Origin of the sequence: Myxococcus sp. AB025B (assembly GCF_006518215.1) — a bacterium.
Taxonomy (GTDB): Bacteria; Myxococcota; Myxococcia; order Myxococcales; family Myxococcaceae; genus Myxococcus; species Myxococcus fulvus.
In genome coordinates this window covers 21,733-35,968 of record NZ_SRLW01000078.1, presented here as the reverse complement: position 1 = coordinate 35,968, position 14,236 = coordinate 21,733, and the positions used below count along the sequence as shown (strand labels likewise).

10 protein-coding genes are annotated in these 14,236 nt (G+C 69.7%); 2 read left to right on the top strand and 8 right to left on the bottom strand.

The genetic code is table 11. From position 1 onward, the window contains the following. From FL311_RS15500 to glmU, 8 genes are all read right to left on the bottom strand, one after another. Positions 1–2,200: Tex family protein (locus FL311_RS15500; protein WP_141325917.1), on the bottom strand; the 2,200-nt coding region annotated here is incomplete at its 3' end. Between the two features lie 45 nt (positions 2,201–2,245). Continuing rightward, on the bottom strand, positions 2,246–2,791 hold the full coding sequence (locus FL311_RS15495; RefSeq protein WP_141325916.1) for a GNAT family N-acetyltransferase: 546 nt from the start codon (positions 2,789–2,791) through the stop codon (positions 2,246–2,248). A 49-nt stretch (positions 2,792–2,840) separates the two neighbouring features. Further along, positions 2,841–3,020 (bottom strand): hypothetical protein, encoded by a 180-nt coding sequence (locus FL311_RS15490; RefSeq protein WP_141325915.1) that lies wholly within the window; start codon positions 3,018–3,020, stop codon positions 2,841–2,843. Between the two features lie 217 nt (positions 3,021–3,237). Next, entirely contained in the window at positions 3,238–5,400 is a 2,163-nt protein-coding gene (locus tag FL311_RS15485; RefSeq protein ID WP_228556891.1) for an alkaline phosphatase, read from the bottom strand. A gap of 224 nt (positions 5,401–5,624) precedes the next feature. After that, on the bottom strand, positions 5,625–6,713 hold the full coding sequence (recA, locus tag FL311_RS15480) for a recombinase RecA (RefSeq protein ID WP_141325914.1): 1,089 nt from the start codon (positions 6,711–6,713) through the stop codon (positions 5,625–5,627). Between the two features lie 112 nt (positions 6,714–6,825). Next, positions 6,826–7,653: a hypothetical protein gene (locus FL311_RS15475; protein WP_141325913.1), complete on the bottom strand. Its 828-nt coding sequence runs from the start codon at positions 7,651–7,653 to the stop codon at positions 6,826–6,828. Positions 7,654–7,826: 173 nt separating this feature from the next. Further along, the gene (glmS, locus tag FL311_RS15470; protein WP_141325912.1) at positions 7,827–9,662 is read right to left on the bottom strand and encodes a glutamine--fructose-6-phosphate transaminase (isomerizing); all 1,836 of its coding nucleotides are present in this window, start codon (positions 9,660–9,662) and stop codon (positions 7,827–7,829) included. Between the two features lie 109 nt (positions 9,663–9,771). Beyond that, positions 9,772–11,181 carry a bifunctional UDP-N-acetylglucosamine diphosphorylase/glucosamine-1-phosphate N-acetyltransferase GlmU gene (gene glmU / locus FL311_RS15465; RefSeq protein WP_228556892.1) on the bottom strand — a complete coding sequence of 470 codons (1,410 nt, stop codon included), beginning with the start codon at positions 11,179–11,181 and terminating at the stop codon, positions 9,772–9,774. A gap of 536 nt (positions 11,182–11,717) precedes the next feature. Between glmU and ggt the strand changes: the two genes are divergently transcribed. Then, positions 11,718–13,436 (top strand): gamma-glutamyltransferase, encoded by a 1,719-nt coding sequence (ggt, locus tag FL311_RS15460; protein ID WP_141325919.1) that lies wholly within the window; start codon positions 11,718–11,720, stop codon positions 13,434–13,436. 4 nt (positions 13,437–13,440) lie between these two features. Continuing rightward, positions 13,441–14,223, top strand: a complete 783-nt coding sequence (locus FL311_RS15455) for a TatD family hydrolase (RefSeq protein WP_141325910.1) — start codon at positions 13,441–13,443, stop codon at positions 14,221–14,223. Positions 14,224–14,236: the final 13 nt, after the last annotated feature.

Genomic DNA, 14,236 nt, shown 5'->3' with positions numbered 1-14,236 from the left:
CCCCAGAAGCCCCGCCCACCGAGGGCCGCCCGGAGGGCTGCGCCGCTCCGCCCTCCTGCGCCGCGCGCACCGACAACGCCAGGCGCTTGCGCTGCAAATCCACGCTCAGCACGCGCACCGTCAAACGGTCCCCGACCTTCACCACCTCGGACGGGTCCTTCACGAACTTCGTCGAGATCTGCGACACATGCACCAGGCCATCCTGGTGCACGCCCACGTCCACGAACGCGCCGAACGCCGTGACGTTCGTCACCACGCCCTGCAACACCATCCCCTCCTTCACGTCCTCCAACGTGCGCAAATCATCGCGCATCGTCGGCGCCGAGAAGTCACCACGCGGGTCCCGGCTCGGCTTCTCCAGCTCCGCCAGGATGTCCTTCAACGTCATCTCGCCCAGGTCCGGGCCCAGGTACTTCTTCGGGTCGATCTTCCGCACCAGCGACGCGTTGCCCACCAACGCCCCCACCTCCACGCCCAAATCCTTCGCCATGCGCTCGACCACCGCGTACCGCTCCGGGTGCACCGCGCTCGCGTCCAGCGGCTCGGGCCCTCGCACGCGCAGGAAGCCCGCCGCCTGCTCGAACGTCTTGGGCCCCAGCCCGCTCACCTTCAACAGCTCCCGCCGCGTGGTGAAGCGCCCCTTCGACGCGCGGTGCGCCACCAGCTTCTTCGCCAGCGACGGCCCCACGCCGGACACGTGCTCGAGCAGCTGCGGCGACGCGGTGTTCACATCCACGCCCACCGCGTTCACGCACGAGTCCACCACCTCGCCCAGCTTCTTCTTCAACAACCCCTGGTCCACGTCGTGCTGGTACTGCCCCACGCCGATGCTCTTGGGGTCGATCTTCACCAGCTCCGCCAGCGGGTCCTGCAACCGCCGCCCAATCGACACCGCGCCGCGCAGGCTGACGTCCATCTCCGGGAACTCGTCACGCGCCACCTCCGACGCCGAGTAGATGGACGCGCCCTGCTCGCTCACCGACACCACCGGCACCTGCACGCCCAGCGCCTTCAGCGTGTCGCGAACGAAGGTCTCCGCCTCGCGGCTGCCCGTCCCGTTGCCCACCGCGATGAGCTCCGGCTTGTGCTTCTGCACCACCGCGGACAACAGCTTCGCCGCCCGCGCCCGCTCGTCCGCGCCGCGCTCCGAGTAGAGCGTCAGCGTCTCCGCCACGCTCCCCGTGTTGTCCAGCATCGCCAGCTTGATGCCCGTGCGAAGACCCGGGTCCAACGCCAGCACCGCCCGAGCCCCCGCCGGCGCCGTCAACAACAGGTGCCGCAGGTTCTCTCCGAACACACCGATGGCGCCCTTGTCCGCGCGCTCCTTCAGCTCCGCGCGCAGCTCCGACTCCAGCGACGGCCCCATCAGCCGCTCCCACCCATCCTCCACCGCCGCGCGCAGCTCCGAGGCGAACAGCGCCTGCGGCTTCGTCACCACCCGGCTCGCGAGCAGCGCCTTCACCTCGTCGTCCGGCATGTTCAGCCGCACCTTCAACACGCCCTCCTCCTCACCCCGCAGGAGCGCCAGCACGCGGTGGGACGGGGCCTGCGACAGCGGCTCCTCGTGGCCATAGTAGTTCTCGAACTTGGTCGGCTCGTTCTTCTTCGCCGGCACCACGTCCGAGCGCAGCGTGCCCCGCTTCGCGCACACCTCGCGAGACTCGCGGCGCAGCCCCGCGTCCTCGCTCACCCGCTCCGCGCAGATGTCCCGAGCCCCCGCCAGCGCCGCCGCCAGGTCCGGCACCTCCTTCTCCGCGTTCACGAACGGCCGCACCTTCGCGTCCGCGTCCTCGCCCTTGCGCCCGTCCTGCTTCCACAGCAGGTCCGCCAGCGGCTCCAGCCCGCGCTCCCGCGCAATCGCCGCGCGCGTGCGGCGCTTGGGCCGGTACGGCAGGTAGAGGTCCTCCAGCTCGGTGCGCGTCTTCGCCGCCTTCAGCGCCTTCGCCAGCTCCGGCGTCAGCTTCCCCTGCTCCTCCACGGAGCGCAGAATCGTCTCGCGGCGCGAGTCCAGCTCGGCGCGCTCGCCGGCCCGGTCCAGGATGGTCTGGATCTGCACCTCGTCCAGCCCTCCGGTGACCTCCTTGCGATAGCGCGCGATGAAGGGGACGGTGGCTCCGTCGGCGTTCAGCGCCAGGGTGCGGTCCACCTGCTCGGGCTTCAGCCCCAGTTCCTGCGACAGCTCAGCGGCGTAGGCGTGCATGACGCCGCTTCTATAACCCGCCCCCCACACGGCTCCCAGCGCGCGTCACCCGCGCCCGCGTGCCTCCCAGTCACTGCGCGACATTCCCCAGAATTGCTGGTCCTTGCGCTCCCCTCGCAGCACGCTGTGCCCCCGCATCGTCCCCTCCAGCGAGAAGCCCAGCTTGCGCGCCACGCCCTGGGAGCCCAGGTTCTCCGACAGCGTCGTCAGCCACACCCGGTGCAGGAACGGCAGCGTGAACAGGCGCTCCAGCATCATCCCCACCGCGCGCGAGCCCAGCCCGCGCCCGTGGTACGCCTCCGCCATCATGTAGCCAATCTGCAGGCGCCCGTGCTCCCGGGACACGTCCCGCGCGGACACCGTGCCCACCCACGCGTCCCCCAGGCGCACGAACCAGCGGAACCCCTTCGCGCGGGGCTCCCCCAGCGTGCCCGCCTCCAGGATGCGCTTCACCAGCACCTCCCGCGAGTCATCCTCCGTGTCCACGTAGCGCCGGGCCCCGGCCTCGGCGCGCAGCGCCAGCCAGAAATCCACGTGCTCAGGATGCGCCGGAACGAGCAACAGGTCCGAGGCCACGACACCAGTCACCATGCCCGGACTTCTAACCCGTTCCGGCGAGCGGGACACTCCCCGCGGAAAGTCAGCGCGTCTTCAGCGTGAGGCGGCTGGGGTCGTGCGTGGCGGTCAGCGTGACGGCGTTCTCGAGCCCCAGGCCCGCGCCACCGACGACGCCCTCCAGCAGCGACGGCGCCACCGTCTCGAGCGTGCGGAGCGTCGCCTTCTTCAGGGTCAGCTTCTTCTTCGGGGACTGAGCGCTCATCGTGCTGCCTTCCTTTCCAGGTGAACCCGCCAGGTGTCTCTCCGTGCCGGCGACGACACGGAGGCCTGGAGACTCATTCACGCAAAACGCCAGTCCCCAGGAAATTTTCCAACCTCACCAAAGCGGCGAAGGCCGCCACCGGGAGAAGCCTTCTGGCTCCCGGCGCGGCCCTCGTCCTCCCACGGGTGAGCGTGGGAGCGCTTCAGTGCCCGTGGACTCAGAGCTTGGTAATCGCCCCGTTCTGCACGCGGAAGTCCACGCGGGTGAACTGCGCCTGCAGCTCCGCGGCGCCGCGCACCGAGTAGTCCTTGGTCACCTCCGTGCTGGGGATGAGGTGGAAGGCGGCCAGGGCCTCGTCGCCCTTCACCTCCATCACCACGAAGCCGTGCGCGTCACCATTCACATAGCGCATGCCGGGGTTGCCCGCGGCCAGCGACTCGTTGAGCTCCGTGACGACGTACTTGTAGACGGCGCTGCCCGGGCCGTAGCCCGCGCCGATGACGGCCAGCCCCGCCAGCTCCTTGATGGAGCCGGAGGTAATCGCGGGCGCCGTCAGCGCGGGCACGCCGCCCTCCACCGACGCGAACGACGCGTGGATGTCGCCGGAGATGAACATCGCGTTCTTCACCTGGTTCTGCGCGATGAACTCCAGCAGCTCCTTCTTCTTCGCGGGGAAGCCGTCCCACTGGTCCGCGTTGAAGTAGAAGACCTGGCGCAGCGTCGGGTCCGGGATGTCCGTCTTCGCCGACAGGTCGAACACCATGGACGTCATCGACACGGAGCTGACGACAATCTTCCAGGTGTTCGCCGCCTTCAGCTGGTTCTGCAGCCACGCCTGCTGCGTCGCGCCCAGCGCGTCCTCGCTCAGCCCGGCCGAGGTGGCGTAGCGCAGGGCGGAGAACAAGTCGTAGATGGGCTTCACCACGATGTAGCGCGAGCCCTGGATGTTGAAGAGCGAGCCCTTGCCCAGGTGCACGTACGCGAGCCCCCGCAGCGTGCCCGCGGTGGAGAGCAGCGGAATCGCGGGCTGCCCCGCGGCCTCGCGCGCCGCGTTCACCGCCGTCAGCACCTGGTTGGCGTAGAAGAGCGACACGTTCCCGGAAACCCACGTCTGGGCCTTCACCGTGGCCGCGTCCTGGGTGAGGCCCGCCGCCACCGCCTGCTGCACGTACGCGCCCTGGAGCACCGCCTTCTGCGTCGCGTGCTCCGGCAGGTCCAGGCTCGTGTACGCGAACGTCTCCGACTGGAGCAACGCCTGCACCGGCGCCGGCAGCGTGGGCAGCGCCAACCCCAGCACCGACGCCTCCACCGCCACCTTGCCCGGGTACGCGTCCTCGGGGATGAGGTGGTCCGGGCGGTAGGTGCGGTAGTCGGACACCGCCAGCTTCAGGTGCTTGCCGAAGTCGAAGTCCCGGTAGACGCGCGTGTTCGGGAACACCGGCGCGCTCGCCACGTCGATGGCGCCCTCCGCCGAGGCCGTGTTGTCCAGCGGGATGTACTCGAAGAAGGCGCGCTCCGAGTTGCGCTTGCGCTCAATCTGGTTCTCCGCCGCGCGCCCGTCCAGGTACGTCGCGTTGGAGCCCCAGCTGTCGTCGGAGAACTCGTGGTCGTCCCAGATGATGATGAACGGGTAGCGCTCGTGCACCTGCTGGATGAGCTTGTCGGTGCGCAGCGTCTTGTAGAGGTCGCGGTAGTTCGACAGCGCGTTGGCCGCGTAATACGTCGACTCACCCGAGCCCAGCTGCAGCGCCTGGTCCGGCTCGCTGAACACCACGCGCCGCTCGGTGTTGCCCGACTGGAAGGACTTGTCCCCCGTCGTCTCGTAGACGTAGTCGCCGAGGAACACGATGAAGTCCAGGTCCTCGTCCAGCTCCAGCAGTCGCTGCCACGCGTTGTAGTAACGGCCGATGTAGTCCTGGCAGCTGGCGAACGCGAACTTCACCGCCACGTCCGCCCCGGCCGCCGGCGCCGTGCGGGTGCGGCCCGTCGCCGTCGTGTACTCCGTCCCGTTCTTCGTCAGCACGAAGCGGTAGTAGTACGTGGTGCGCGCCGCCAGCTTCGTCACCTTGACCTTGAGCGCGTGGTCGTTCGCCGCCAGCGCCGTGAAGTCGCCCCGGAACACGAAGTCGCTGAACTCCGCGCGGGTGGACACCTCCAGCCGCACCGGCGCGTCCGCGCCCGCGTTGTCCGGGTCCACCGCGCGCACCCACAGGATGACGCTGTCCGGCCTCGGGTCTCCCGAGCAGACCGACTGCGGGAAGTACTTCGCGTCGGCGGTGGGCTTCTTCGTGTCGTCATCATCCGAGCACCCGAATGAGGTACTCGCCGCGACGGCGACCACGGCCTGAAGGAAGCTGCGACGATTCAGACGGTCGAACAAGGTGACACTCCCAGGGGCAAGCGCTAGCGAAACGCCCGGGAGTCTACGGCCCTCGTCCATCACTCCGGCAACATCCCCGCCACGCGCCGGACACAACGCGTCGTGTCAGCACTCCGCGCCAGGGGCCACCCGCTCGCCCCGCATGCCCTGGGCCGACAACGACGACGGGGCCGCCCCCACGAAGGAGGACGACCCCGTCTGTCGAAGCTCCGCGAGGGAAGGCGTTACTTCACGGCCTTCACGCGCTGACGCTTCTCGCTGGCACCCTCGGCGGGGGCCTCCTCCGCGGGGGCCGCGGAGAGGGGCGCGCCCTTCGCGATGCCGTACTTCTCCAGCACGCGGGTCTCGATGTCGCGCGCCACCTCCGGGTGCTCCCGCAGGTAGTCCTTCGCGTTCTCCCGGCCCTGGCCGATGCGCTCGCCGTTGAACGAGAACCAGCTGCCGCTCTTCTCCACGATGTTGTCGTTGGAGGCCAGGTCGATGAGGTCGCCCTCACGGGAGATGCCCGTGCCGTACATGATGTCGAACTCGACCTCCTTGAACGGAGGCGCCACCTTGTTCTTCACCACCTTCACGCGGGTGCGGCTGCCCACCACGTTCTCGCCGTTCTTGATGGCGCCGATGCGGCGGATGTCCAGGCGCTGCGACGCGTAGAACTTCAGCGCGTTGCCGCCCGTGGTCGTCTCGGGGTTGCCGAACATGACGCCAATCTTCATGCGGATCTGGTTGATGAAGATGACGCACGTCTGGCTCTTGGCGATGGTGCCCGTGAGCTTGCGCAAAGCCTGGCTCATCAGACGGGCCTGCACACCCATGTGCGCGTCGCCCATCTCGCCCTCGAGCTCCGCCTTGGGAACGAGCGCGGCCACCGAGTCCACCACCAGCACGTCGATGGCGCCCGAGCGCACCAGCATCTCCGCGATCTCCAGCGCCTGCTCACCGGTGTCCGGCTGGCTCAGGAGCAGGTCGTCGGTGCGCACGCCCAGCTTGCGCGCGTAGCCCACGTCCAGCGCGTGCTCGGCGTCCACGTAGCCGCAGATGCCGCCGCGCTTCTGCGCCTCGGCGACGATGTGCAGACACAGCGTCGTCTTGCCGGAGGACTCCGGTCCGAAGATCTCGATGATGCGGCCCTTGGGCACGCCGCCCACGCCCAGGGCGATATCCAGCGAAATCGAGCCCGTCGAAATGGCCTGCACGTCCCGCATCAGCGGCTCGTCGTTGCCGAGCCGCATGATGGACCCCTTACCGAACTGGCGCTCCACCGCGGACATCGCCAGTTCGATCGCCTTTTCCTTCTCCTGATTCACGGCCATTTCTCTTGGCTCCTTGTATTGGCGAGCCACCCCGGCTCACCTGAACGCGCTTTTAGTACGCGATGGGTAGACCCTAGTCCACCCCTCTGACATCCGTGTTGAATCCTGCCGGTCAGCTCTCGCGGAGGGCAGCCAGGAGGACGGCCACCGCGCCTGCCACACCTGCCCACAGCCCCCCGGCATGCCCCGCCGAGCCGAGGGCCAGCAGCAGCCCGTAGCCCGACACGAGGGCCAGCAATCCCAGGCCCAGGCGGTACACGGGAGTCCGGGGCGGGGCAAGCCACAAGGCCAGCATGGCCAGCGCGCTCAGGCCCACCTGCAAGGTCACCGTGCCCTCGACCACGCCGGGACGCAGGAACTCCTCCACCATCTGGGCGAAGAGGCCGCCGCCCAGCACCAGGGCGGGGACCTCCGGGCCGAAGTCGAGCGCGCCGGGACGGCCCTTGGGGCGCGAGGCGTGGTTGGCGCGCAGGTGCTTGAGGTCCTCGGGCTGGACCTCCAGGGCATAGGGGAAGCCCAGGGACAGGAGCGCCTCCACGGCCACGGCGCGGCACGAGCGCCCCCGGGCGTCCACCAGTCCCTCCAGCCGGCCGCTGTCGAGCAGCCGGTGCAGGGTGTCCGCCACCTGACGCTCCCCGCCGCCCTGGGCGAGCTGGGCGAGGACCTCGTTGAGCCGGGAGGCGGCCTCGGGGCGCTCCGCCTCGGGCGCGGCCACGGCCTGCTCCACCCGGACGAGGACGGGCAGGGGCAGCTCCACCGGAGGCGTGGGCCGGACCAGGTGCGCTGGGGCGGGCGCGGCCCAGGAGGAGAGGTCCGTCAGGCCCTGGGGCCCGAGCTCCGCGCCAGGGGGCGTCCAGGGCGCCAGGTCCGCCAGACGCTCCTCGCCGGGCTCCTGCTCGGTCTGGTGCAGGGGAGGCTGGGTGCGCGTGGCGTCCGACACCCGGTGACTGTATCCACGCAAGCGGGTGGGCATCAAAGCGCCAGGCGCCCGCGACTTCCTCCGGGCGACAGCCTGCCGGCCCACCGGGGAGGCCCGAGCCCCGGAACGACAGGAGCCCGGGCCCCCATCAGGGGAACCCGGGCTCCGCGTGCCTCAGGAGGCGCGAGCGACGGCTACTCCACCGTCACGCTCTTGGCCAGGTTGCGCGGCTGGTCCACGTCGTTCCCGCGCATCTCCGCCACGTGGTACGCGAGGAGCTGCAGCGGAATCGTGGCCACCACCGGCGCCAGCAGCGCGCACGCCGCCGGAATCCGGATGACGTGGTCCGCCAGGCCGTCCACCTGCTTGTCGTCCTCGTCGATGACGGCGATGACCTTGCCGCCGCGCGCGCGGACCTCCTCCACGTTGCCGATGATCTTCTCGTAGGCCACGTGCGGCTGCTTCGGCGCGATGACCACCACCGGCATCTTCTCGTCGATGAGCGCAATCGGGCCGTGCTTCATCTCGCCACCCGCGTAGCCCTCCGCGTGGATGTACGAAATCTCCTTCAGCTTCAGCGCGCCCTCGAGCGCCACCGGGTGCATGGGGCCGCGGCCGAGGAAGAGGAAGTCCTGCGCGTTCATGAACTCACGCGCCACGCGCTTCACGGCCGGCTCGCACTTGAGCACGTCCTCGATCATCTTCGGAATCTCGGTCAGGTGCGTCAGGTGCTCCTGAGCCGCCTTCACCGACAACGTCCCGCGCATGCGGCCCAGCTTCACCGCCAGCAGGTAGAGCGCCACCAGCTGCGTGGTGAACGCCTTGGTGGACGCGACGCCAATCTCCGGGCCCGCGTTGGTCAGGACGGAGAACTCCGCCTCGCGCGTCATCGCGCTGCCGATGACGTTGCAGATGGCCATCGCCGTGGCCCCGCGCGCCTTGGCCTCCTTGAACGCCGCCAGCGTGTCCGCCGTCTCACCCGACTGGCTGATGGCGATGGCCAGGTGCGTGCCCTCGACGATGGGGTCGCGGTAGCGGAACTCGCTCGCCAGCTCCACCTCGACCGGCAGCCGCGCCAGCGTCTCAATCATGTGCTTGCCGGCCACGCCCGAGTGCCACGACGTGCCGCACGCGAGAATCGTGATCTTCGTGAGCGAGCGGACCTTCTCGGGCGTCAGGTTCCAGCCCTCGAAGTGGACGTCGCCCTCGGACAGGAGCATCCGGCCGCGCAGCGTGTCCGCGACGGCGCGGGGCTGCTCCCAGATCTCCTTGTGCATGAAGTGCTTGTGGCCGCCCTTCTCCGCCATCATCGGCGTCCAGTCGATGCGGCGGGTGGCGCGGTTCACCGGCTGACCCTGGCGGTTGAAGATGTCCACCTTGGAAGCGGTGACGATGGCCAGGTCACCCTCCTCCATGTAGACGATGTCGCGCGTGTGCTCGAGCACCGCGGGCACGTCGCTGGCGATGAAGTTCTGGCCCTCGCTCAGGCCCAGCACCATGGGCGACGCGTTCTTCGTCGCGACGATGCGGTTGGGGTCCGACGCGCTCACCACCGCCAGCGCGTACGTGCCCTTCACCTGCTCGATCGCGCCGCGCACCGCGTCCGGCAGGTCCTTGCCCTTCTCCAGCTCCTCCGAGATGAGGTGGGCGAAGACCTCCGTGTCCGTCTCCGAGGAGAAGACATGGCCCCTGGCGCGCAGCTGCTCCTTGAGCGCCAGGTGGTTCTCGATGATGCCGTTGTGCACCACCGCGACGTTCTTGTACGTGTGGGGGTGCGCGTTCTCGTCCGAGGGACGCCCGTGCGTGGCCCAGCGCGTGTGACCGATGCCGATGTTCCCCTTCGGCTGGTCCGCCACCACGCGGTTCTCCAGGTTGCGCAGCTTGCCCGTGGCGCGCACCACGTTGAGCTCGTTGCGGTTCACCACCGCCACGCCCGCCGAGTCATACCCCCGGTACTCGAGCTTCTTCAGCCCGGACACGAGGATGGGAGCCGATTCCTTGTCACCGACGTAACCAACAATCCCGCACATGTTCTGACCTCTCTCTCACGCCCACGCCCGCCGGAGCAAACCGAGGGATACCCGTACATCTCCGGGAGCGGCAGTCCGGCCGCTCCCCAAGCAAGAGCCACGCCCTGGCTCAACCACCCTTGGCCGCGCGGCGCGCCTTCTTCGCGGCCACCCAGCCTTCCTTCGTCACCTGTGGCGCACGTGACACAGCGAGGCTCCCGGGAGGCACGTTTTTCGTCACCGTGGTGCCCGCCCCGACATAGGCCCCGTCACCCACCTGCACCGGCGCCACCAGCTGCGTGTCGGAGCCGATGAAGACCCCGTCCCCCAGCTCCGTCAGGCTCTTGTTCACCCCGTCATAATTACAGGTGATGGTGCCCGCGCCGATGTTGCAGCCCGCGCCAATCCGGGCGTCCCCCAGATAAGTCAGGTGGTTGGCCTTGCTGCCCTTGCCGATCCGCGCCTTCTTCGTCTCCACGAAGTTGCCCAGATGCACGTCCTCTGCCAGCTCCGTCCCCGGGCGCAGGCGGGCGAACGGGCCGATGACGTTCCGCACTCCCACCTTCGCCTCCTCCAGCACGGAGTAGGGCTTGAGCACCGAGCCATCCGCCACGGTGGAGGCGCTCACCACGCAGCCGGGGCCAATCACCACGCCCTCGCCGATGACGCTGCCCGCGGTCAGCGACACCCCCGGGCCCACCTCGGAGTCCGAGCCCACCACCACGTCCTCCTCGATGAAGGTGGTGTCCGGGTCGTGCAGCGTGACGCCCGCGCGCATGTGCGCGTCGTTGATGCGCCGCTGGAGCACCTTGGCCCGCGCCGCCAGCTCCACCTTGTCATTCACGCCCGCCGTCTCGGTGGCGTCCGCCACGACGGTGCCCACCGGGCCCTGCTTCGCGGCCAGCTCCACCAGGTCCGTGAGGTAGTACTCGCCCTGTGCGTTGTTCGGCTTGATGTCGGCCAGCGCCTTCCAGAGGAAGGCCGCGTCGACGGAGTAGATGCCCGCGTTGCACTCCTTCACCGCGCGCTGCTCGGGGCTGGCGTCCTTCTGCTCCACCACCCGCGTCACCCGGCCGCCCTCGCGCAAGACGCGCCCGTAGCCGGTGGGGTCCTCCAGGACCGTCGTCACCATCGCCAGCACGCCGCCCGCCGCGTCGTGCGCGGCCAGCAGCGACGCCAGGGTCTCCTTGCGCAGCAACGGCACGTCCCCGTAGAGGATGAGCACGCGCCCGGAGAACCCCTTCAGGGCCGCTTCCGCGGAGCGCACCGCGTCCGCCGTCCCCCGCTGCTCACGCTGGAGCGCGAAGGTGAGGGGCGCCTGGGGGAACAGGGCACGGACCTCCTTCTCCACGCTCTCGGCCTGATGGCCCACCACGGGCACCACCGACGTGGCACCAAGCTCGAGCGCTCGCTTGAGGGGATACGCACACAGGGGCTTTCCGAGGATGGCGTGAAGGACCTTGGCCTTCTTCGACTTCATCCGCGTGCCCTTGCCCGCACACAGCACCACCGCCGACAGAGCTGTCATGCGGCGGAGGATTAGGGACCGGGATTCGAGTCGTCAACCGGGCGAAGCTCCGAAGTCTCCGAGGTGTTGTCGGGTCGGGGCTTTGCCTGCACGGCGACACACAGCGCGTTGCTCTTCACCGTGATTCCGAAGCTGGGCTTGAGAAAGAGGGTGACGCGGCCGGAGGGCGGAACAGACCCGGGTCGGGGCTGTTTGTCGGGAATGACCGGTGCGCTCATGTGCTCCCCCACTCGCGGCTCATGACAGGGGAAGGATGCTCCCTCTGGAGGAACAATCCAAGAGGAAAAATGTTGCCGAGTTGAAATCATGGTCCGGTGCGGACAGTTCGTGCATACCGGGAGAGGTGTAGTCGCTCAGGCGCCCCCGAGTCCCGGCCCCAAGGTGTGGGTGAGTGTCCGCCGGGTAACACATCCCCTGCGACGAATGCCAGCCACAAGGTATTGATTGCGCCCCGAGGAGGGGTGGATTCCGTGAACGACACGAGCTTCGAGAAGCAGGCCCCGCGCACGCGCGCGAAGGTGCTGGAGGCGGCGGCGCTGGTGGTGCTGATGCTGGTGGCGGGCGTGGCCCAGGCGGCGCGGCCGTACCGGGGTGGCGCGGTGGCCACGGCGTACCCACCCGCGAGCGAGGCGGCGCTGAAGATGCTCGAGCGCGGCGGCAACGCGGTGGACGCGGCGGTGGCGGCGGCCTTCGTGGCGGCCGTCGTGGGGCCCTACCACTCGGGCGTGGGCGGCGGCGGCTTCGCGCTGGTGCACGACGCGAAGACGGGCACCACCCGGGTGCTGGACTTCCGCGAGGTGGCGCCCAAGGCGGCCACGCGCGACATGTTCGTCAAGGACGGCAAGGTGGTGCCGGGGCTGTCCACGGACGGCGTCTTGAGCGTCGCGGTGCCGGGCGCGGTGGCGGGCTACCTGGAGCTTTTGGAGAAGCACGGCACCCTGCCGCGCGCCGTGGTGCTGGCGCCAGCCATCGAGGCGGCGAAGAAGGGGCTGTGGGTGACGCCCCGCTACCGCGCGCTGGCGGAGGGCCGGCTGGAGTGCCTGCGCAAGGACCCGGAGGCCAGCCGCATCTTCCTGACGAAGAACGAGCAGGGCGAGGCCGTCATCCCCCCGGTGGGCCACGTGGTGCGCCAGACCGATTTGGCGCGCACGTTGACGGCGGTGTCGAAGAGCGGCGCCAAGGGCTTCTACGCGGGCGGCGTGGCCAAGGGCATCGTGGACACGGTGAAGGCGGGCGGCGGCATCGTCACGCTGGAGGATTTGTCGTCGTACAAGACGCGCGAGCGCCAGGCGCTGGAGGGCAGCTACCGCGGCCACCGCATCCTCACCATGCCGCCGCCGAGCGCGGGCGGGGTGGCGGTGCTCCAGGTGCTGGGCGCCATGGAGCAGCTCAGGCCCCAGGGCTTCACCTGGAGGGAGCCGGACAGCGTGCACCTGTACGTGGAGGCGCTGCGGCGCGCGTACGTGGACCGGGCGAAGTACCTGGGCGACCCGGACTTCGCGGACGTGCCCACCCAGCGGCTCATCTCCAAGGGACACATCGCGGACCTGGCGGGCTCCATCGACCCGAAGAAGGCCACCTCCAGCCTGGCGCTGCTGCCGCAGGCGGCGGGCACGCAGCAGGGCTCCACGCTGACGGACAAGCCCACCACGCTGACGCCGGAGCCGGAGCGCAAGAACACCACGCACATCTCCATCGTCGACAAGCAGGGCAACGCGGTGGCGCTGACCACCACGGTGAACTACAGCTTCGGCTCGTGCGTGGTGGCCAAGGGCACCGGCGTGCTGCTCAACGACGAGATGGACGACTTCGCCGCGCAGCCCGGCGTGCCCAACGCGTACGGCCTCGTCACGGGCGAGCCCAACGCCGTCCACCCCGGCAAGGTGCCCCAGTCCTCCATGTCCCCCACGCTGGTGTTCTCCAAGGAGGACCCGAAGAAGGTGATGCTCGCGGTGGGAAGCCCCGGGGGCTCCACCATCCCCACCACCGTCATCCAGGTCATCAGCAACGTGGTGGACGGCGGCATGGACGTGGTGCGCGCGGTGAACGAGGGCCGGGTGCATCACCAGTACCTGCCGGACGAGCTGTGGGTGGACCGCTGGGGCCTGGAGCCCGCCACGCTGTCGGCGCTGGAGGCCAAGGGCCACAAGGTGCGCCGCGTGGAGCAGTGGGGCGACGCGGAGGCCGTCTTCGTCGACCCCAAGACGGGGCTGCGCTTCGCCGCGAGCGACCCTCGCAACGAGGGTGTCTCCCTGGGACAGGATTGACGCCGTGGCCGAGCCCCTCCCCATCTTCGACGCGCACCTGCACCCCGAGAGCCTGAGCGACCAGGACCTGGAGTCGATGCGCTTCTTCGGGGTGGAGCGGGCGCTCGTCGTCGCGCACCACTTCCCGGAGCCCACGTCCAAGGCGCTGCTGCGCCACTTCGACGACATCGTCGAGCGGCAGCTCCCCCGGCTGGAGAAGCTGGGCATCCGCGCGTACGCCGCGCTGGGCGTCCACCCGCGCTGCATCCCCCGGCGCGGGCTGTCGGAGGTCCTCTCCACGCTGCCCGACTACTTCCAGGGCGGCCGCGTCGTCGCGCTCGGCGAGACGGGGCTGCACGCCGGCGGCGAGGAGGAGGAGGAGGCCTTCCTCGAGCAGCTCGCCCTGGCGCGCCGCCTCAAGCTGCGCGTCGTGGTGCACACGCCGCTCTCCGACAAGGAGCGCCACACGCGCCGCATCCTCACGCTGCTGCGCCAGTCCGGCGTGCTGCCCTCGCGCGTGCTGGTGGACCACGCCAGCGCGCGCACCGTGCGCACCATCCTGGAGGTGGGCCACTGGGCCGGGCTGACGCTGCACCCCGAGGCGCTCGTCGCCGAGCGCGCCGTCATCCTCGTGCGCAGGCTCGGCAGCGAGCGGCTGGTGCTCAACTCCGACGCCGGCGACGGCGCGGGCGACATCCTGGGCCTCGCCCGCGTCACCAACCTCCTGTCCAAGGCCCGCCTGTCCGAGCGCCTCGTGCGCCGCGTCACCCGCGACAACGCCGCCCGCTTCTTCCAAATCGCCCCCTGAGCGGCCCTCGCCA

Excerpts from the sequence above, each read along its gene's own strand:
- ggt (WP_141325919.1), top strand. The coding sequence starts at position 11,718 with ATGCTGGTGGCGGGCGTGGCCCAGGCGGCGCGGCCGTACCGGGGTGGC.
- recA (WP_141325914.1), bottom strand. The coding sequence starts at position 6,713 with ATGGCCGTGAATCAGGAGAAGGAAAAGGCGATCGAACTGGCGATGTCC.
- glmS (WP_141325912.1), bottom strand. The coding sequence starts at position 9,662 with ATGTGCGGGATTGTTGGTTACGTCGGTGACAAGGAATCGGCTCCCATC.
- FL311_RS15490 (WP_141325915.1), bottom strand. The coding sequence starts at position 3,020 with ATGAGCGCTCAGTCCCCGAAGAAGAAGCTGACCCTGAAGAAGGCGACG.
- FL311_RS15495 (WP_141325916.1), bottom strand. The coding sequence starts at position 2,791 with ATGGTGACTGGTGTCGTGGCCTCGGACCTGTTGCTCGTTCCGGCGCAT.